This is a genomic window from Streptomyces anandii JCM 4720, assembly GCF_014650655.1.
In the GTDB taxonomy this organism is placed as follows: Bacteria; Actinomycetota; Actinomycetes; order Streptomycetales; family Streptomycetaceae; genus Streptomyces; species Streptomyces anandii.
In genome coordinates this window covers 1-4,717 of record NZ_BMVJ01000053.1, presented here as the reverse complement: position 1 = coordinate 4,717, position 4,717 = coordinate 1, and the positions used below count along the sequence as shown (strand labels likewise).

The window sequence follows — 4,717 nt, the reverse complement described above, 5'->3', positions numbered from 1 at the left end:
GCTCCCGCAGCCTCCCCGCCTGCCCCCGCAACGCATCCTCGCTCCGCGCCGACAGCACCCAAGGCACCACGGGCAGCCGCGTCAGGGAACCGCCGTCGGAAGGCCTGGCGGTCTCCGGCTCGGAGGGCTGCTCGATGATGGCGTGGGCGTTGGTGCCGCTGACGCCGAAGGAGGAGATGCCGGCGCGGCGCGGGCGGTCGCCGGTCTCGGGCCACTCCCGGGCCTCGGTGAGCAGCGAGACCGCGCCCGCCGACCAGTCGACGTGTGTCGAGGGCTCGTCCACGTGCAAGGTGCGCGGCAGCACACCGTGCCGCATCGCCATGATCATCTTGATGATGCCCGCGACACCGGCGGCGGCCTGCGTGTGGCCGATGTTGGACTTGATGGAGCCGAGCCAGAGGGGCTGGTCCTCGGCGGGACGGTCCTTGCCGTAGGTGGCGAGGAGCGCCTGCGCCTCGATGGGGTCGCCGAGGGTCGTGCCCGTACCGTGCGCCTCCACCGCGTCCACGTCCGCGGCCGACAGGCCGGCCGAGCTCAGGGCCTGCCGGATGACACGCTGTTGCGAGGGACCGTTCGGGGCCGTGAGGCCGTTGCTGGCGCCGTCCTGGTTGATCGCCGTGCCGCGGACGACGGCGAGCACGGGGTGGCCGTTGCGGCGGGCGTCGGACAGGCGCTCGACGAGGAGCATGCCGGCGCCCTCGGACCAGCCGGTGCCGTCGGCGTCGTCCGAGAAGGACTTGCAGCGGCCGTCGGCGGCGAGGCCGCGCTGGCGGCTGAAGTCGACGAAGGTGTCGGGGGCCGCCATGACGGTGACGCCGCCGGCCAGGGCGAGGGTGCACTCGCCGGTGCGCAGGGCCTGCGCGGCGAGGTGCAGCGCGACGAGCGAGGACGAGCAGGCGGTGTCGATGGTGACCGCCGGGCCCTCCAGGCCGAGGGTGTAGGCCACGCGTCCGGAGGCGACGCTGCCGGCGGTGCCGGTGCCGAGGTAGCCCTCCAGACCGCCGGGGACGGCGGGGAGGCGGGTGAGGTAGTCGTGGTACATCACGCCGGCGAAGACGCCGGTGCGGGTGCCGCGTACCGAGGTGGGGTCGATCCCGGCCCGCTCGAACGCCTCCCAGGAGGTCTCCAGGAGCAGCCGCTGCTGCGGGTCCATGGCGAGGGCTTCGCGCGGGTTGATGCCGAAGAAGTCGGGGTCGAAGTCGGCGGCGTCGTGGAGGAAGCCGCCCTCGCGGGTGTAGCTGGTGCCGGCGTGGTCGGGGTCGTCGCTGTGGAGGGCGTCGAGGTCCCAGCCGCGGTCGGTGGGGAACGGGGAGATGGCGTCGCCCCCGTCGAGGACGAGCCGCCACAGGTCCTCAGGGGTGCCGACGCCACCGGGGTAACGGCAGCTCATGCCGACGATCACGATGGGGTCGTCGTCCGTCGCCGTGGTGGCCGTCGCCCCCGTACGGGTCACGGCGTCGGTGTCGGCGTCCGCGCCGAGGATCTCGGTGCGCAGGAAGGAGGCCAGGACGGCGGGGGTCGGGTAGTCGAAGACCAGGGTGGCGGGCAGTCGGACGCCGGTGGCCGCGTTCAGCCGGTTGCGGAGCTCCACCGCGGTCAGCGAGTCGAAGCCGAGTTCCTTGAACGCGCGGTTCGCGTCGACCGACTCCGCGGCAGCGTGGCCCAGTACGGCGGCGACCTGGGCGCACACCTGTTCCGTGAGCAGCCGGTCGCGCTCGGCGGGGGCGAGGGCGAGCAGCCGCTCCGCGAGTCCGCCGGCGGCCGCGGGGCCCGTGGCCGTCACGGTGCGGCGGGCGGGGGTGCGGACCAGGCCGCGCAGCATCGCGGGCACCGACGCGGGGTCGGCGTGGCGCAGCGAGGCCAGGTCCAGGTGCATGGGTACGAGCGCCGGGTCGCCCACCGTGAGGGCGGTGTCGAGCAGCGTCAGGCCCTGCTCGGAGGAGAGGGCGGCGACTCCGGCGCGGTTGATGCGCTGCAGGTCGGTGTCGTCCAACTCACCGGTCATACCGCTGCGTTCGGCCCACAGTCCCCAGGCGAGGGCGGTGGCGGTGCGGCCTTCGGCGCGGCGGCGCTGGGCGAGGGCGTCGAGGAAGGCGTTGGCGGCGGCGTAGTTGGCCTGGCCGGGACCGCCCAGTGTGCCGGCCGCGGCGGAGAACAGTACGAACGCCGACAGGTCCAGCTCGCTGGTGAGTTCGTGGAGGTTGAGGGCGGCGTCGACCTTCGCGGGCAGGACGCGGTCGACGCGTTCCGGGGTGAGGGATTCGACGACGCCGTCGTCGAGCACGCCCGCGGTGTGCACGACGGCGGTCAGCGGGTGCTCTGCGGGGACGGTGGCCAGCAGTGCGGCCAGTGCCGCCCGGTCGGCCACGTCGCAGGCGGCGAGGGTGACCTCGGCGCCCAGTTCCTCCAGCTCGCCGACGAGTTCGGCCGCACCTTCGGCCTCGGGTCCGCGTCGGCCGGCCAGCAGCAGGTGGCGTACGCCGTGTTCGGTGACGAGATGGCGGGCCACCAGCGCGCCGAGCGTGCCGGTGGCACCGGTCACCAGAGCGGTGCCGTCCGGGTCGAGGGCGGGGAGGGTGTGGGCGGGGTCGGCGGCGACCCGGTTCAGCCGCGGCAGCCTCACCGCGCCGTCGCGCAGGGCGAGTTGGGGCTCCGTCATGGCCAGGGCGGCGGGCAGGGCCCGGTGGGAGGCCTCGTGGTCGTCGAGGTCCACGAGCACGAAGCGGTCCGGGTGCTCCGACTGCGCCGAACGCAGCAGGCCCCACAGGGGCGCGTGCGCCATGTCGGGCACGTCGGAGCCCGGTCCGGTGGCGATCGCGCCACGGGTGACGAGGACCAGGCGCGAGTCGGCGAAGCGGTCGTCGGCGAGCCACGCCTGGACGAGGGCGAGCGCCCGGTGCAACGCGGCGCGCACCTCGCCGGGCAGTGTCTCGGTGCCGACGGCGGGGGCCGCGGGCGTACCCGGGGCGGCGAAGGGCACCAGTACGGCCTGCGGCAGCGGGGCGCCGGCGGCCAGTGCCTCGCCCAGTTCGGCCAGGCCCGGGTAGGTCACGGCGGTCGGCAGCGCTTCGGCGAGCGCGCCCAGGAGTCCCGTACCCGAGCCCGCCTCGTCATCGGCCCTGGTGTCGGCCCTGGTGTCGGCCTCGGTACCAGCCTCGGTACCGGCCTCGGTACCGGTCTCGGTACCGACTGCGGTGTCGGCGGAAAGCAGCGCCCACTGCCCCGCCTCGACGGTCGTCGTGGCCGGCAGCGGCGCGTCCGTCCACTCGACGCGGAACAGCGACTCGTGGAAGGCGCCGCGCACGGCGTGGGAGCGGACCTGGTCCGGGGAGACCGGGCGCAGCAGCAGCGACTCCACCGAGGCTACGGGCATGCCCTCGTCGTCGGCCAGGTCGACGGCCACGGTGTCGTGCCCGGCCGGCGAGAGGCGGACGCGCAGGGAGCCGGCGCCGACCGCGTGCAGGCGGATGCCGCTCCAGGAGAAGGGCAGCCGGCCGTGCTCGGTCTCGGTGAGCAGGTCGCCGACGCCGACCGCGTGCAGGGCCGCGTCCAGCAACGCCGGGTGAAGGCCGAACAGTTCGGCGTCCTGTCGGGCCTGTTCGGGGAGCCGGACCTCGGCGAAGACCTCGTCGCCGCGCTGCCAGACGGCCTGGAGCCCCTGGAAGACGGGACCGTAGGCGAATCCGGACTCGGTGAGGTAGTCGTAGAGCCCGTCGATCCGCACCGTCTCCGCGCCGGCCGGCGGCCACTGGGCGAGGTCGGAAGAGGAAGAGGAGGAGGCGGCGGAGGCGTCCCGGATGAGGACGCCGGTGGCGTGCCGGGTCCAAGTGGTCTCGGCCCAGGCGTCGTCGGCGTCCTCGGGGCGCGAGTGCAGGGTCAGCCGGCGGCGGCCTGTCTCGTCGGGAGCGCCGACCGCGAGCTGCAGCTGCACCCCACCCTGCGGAGGCAGCACCAGGGGGGCCTCGAGGGTGAGTTCCTCCAGCAGGTCGCAGCCGACCTGGTCACCGGCGCGCAGCGCGAGTTCCACGAAGGCGGTGCCCGGCAGCAGCACGGTGTCCATGACTGCGTGGTCGGCCAGCCAGGGGTGGGTGCGCAGCGAGAGCCTGCCGGTGAAGAGGAGCCCGTCGGCGTCGGCGAGGGCGACCGTGGCGCCCAGCAGCGGGTGGTCGGCGGCACCGAGTCCGGCGGAGGTGACGTCGCCCGCCCAGGAGGCCGGCGGCTCCGGCCAGTACAGCTCGCGCTGGAAGGCGTACGTCGGCAGGTCGACGCGGCGGGCGTCTCGACCGCAGAAGACGGCGGCCCAGTCGGTCCGCGCGCCCCGGACGTGGGCCTCGGCCACGGCGGCCGTCAGCGTCCGCGCCTCGGGGCGTCCCTTGCGCAGCACGGGCGCGAAGGAGGCGCCCGGGCGGGTCACACAGTCCTGGGCCATCGCCGACAGCACGCCGTCGGGGCCGAGTTCGAGGTAGACGGTGACGTCCTGCTCCTCCAGGTAGCGCACACCGTCGAGGAAGCGCACCGCCTCCCGGACGTGCCGCACCCAGTACTCGGGCGCACGGATCTCGTCCGCGGAGAGCGAGGCACCGGTGAGGTTGGAGACGACGGGGACGACCGGCGGGTGGTACGTCACCCGGCGCGCGACTTCGCCGAACGCCTCCAGCATGGCGTCCATGTGCGGCGAGTGGAAGGCATGACTGACCGTCAGCCGCTTGGTCCTGCG

Annotated in this window: 1 protein-coding gene; it reads right to left on the bottom strand. The window is 74.6% G+C overall.

Annotated elements, in window-relative coordinates; all coding sequences use genetic code 11:
- Positions 1-4,717 (bottom strand): SDR family NAD(P)-dependent oxidoreductase (locus IE249_RS35130; protein ID WP_189711522.1); only part of this gene is annotated, 4,717 nt, incomplete at both ends.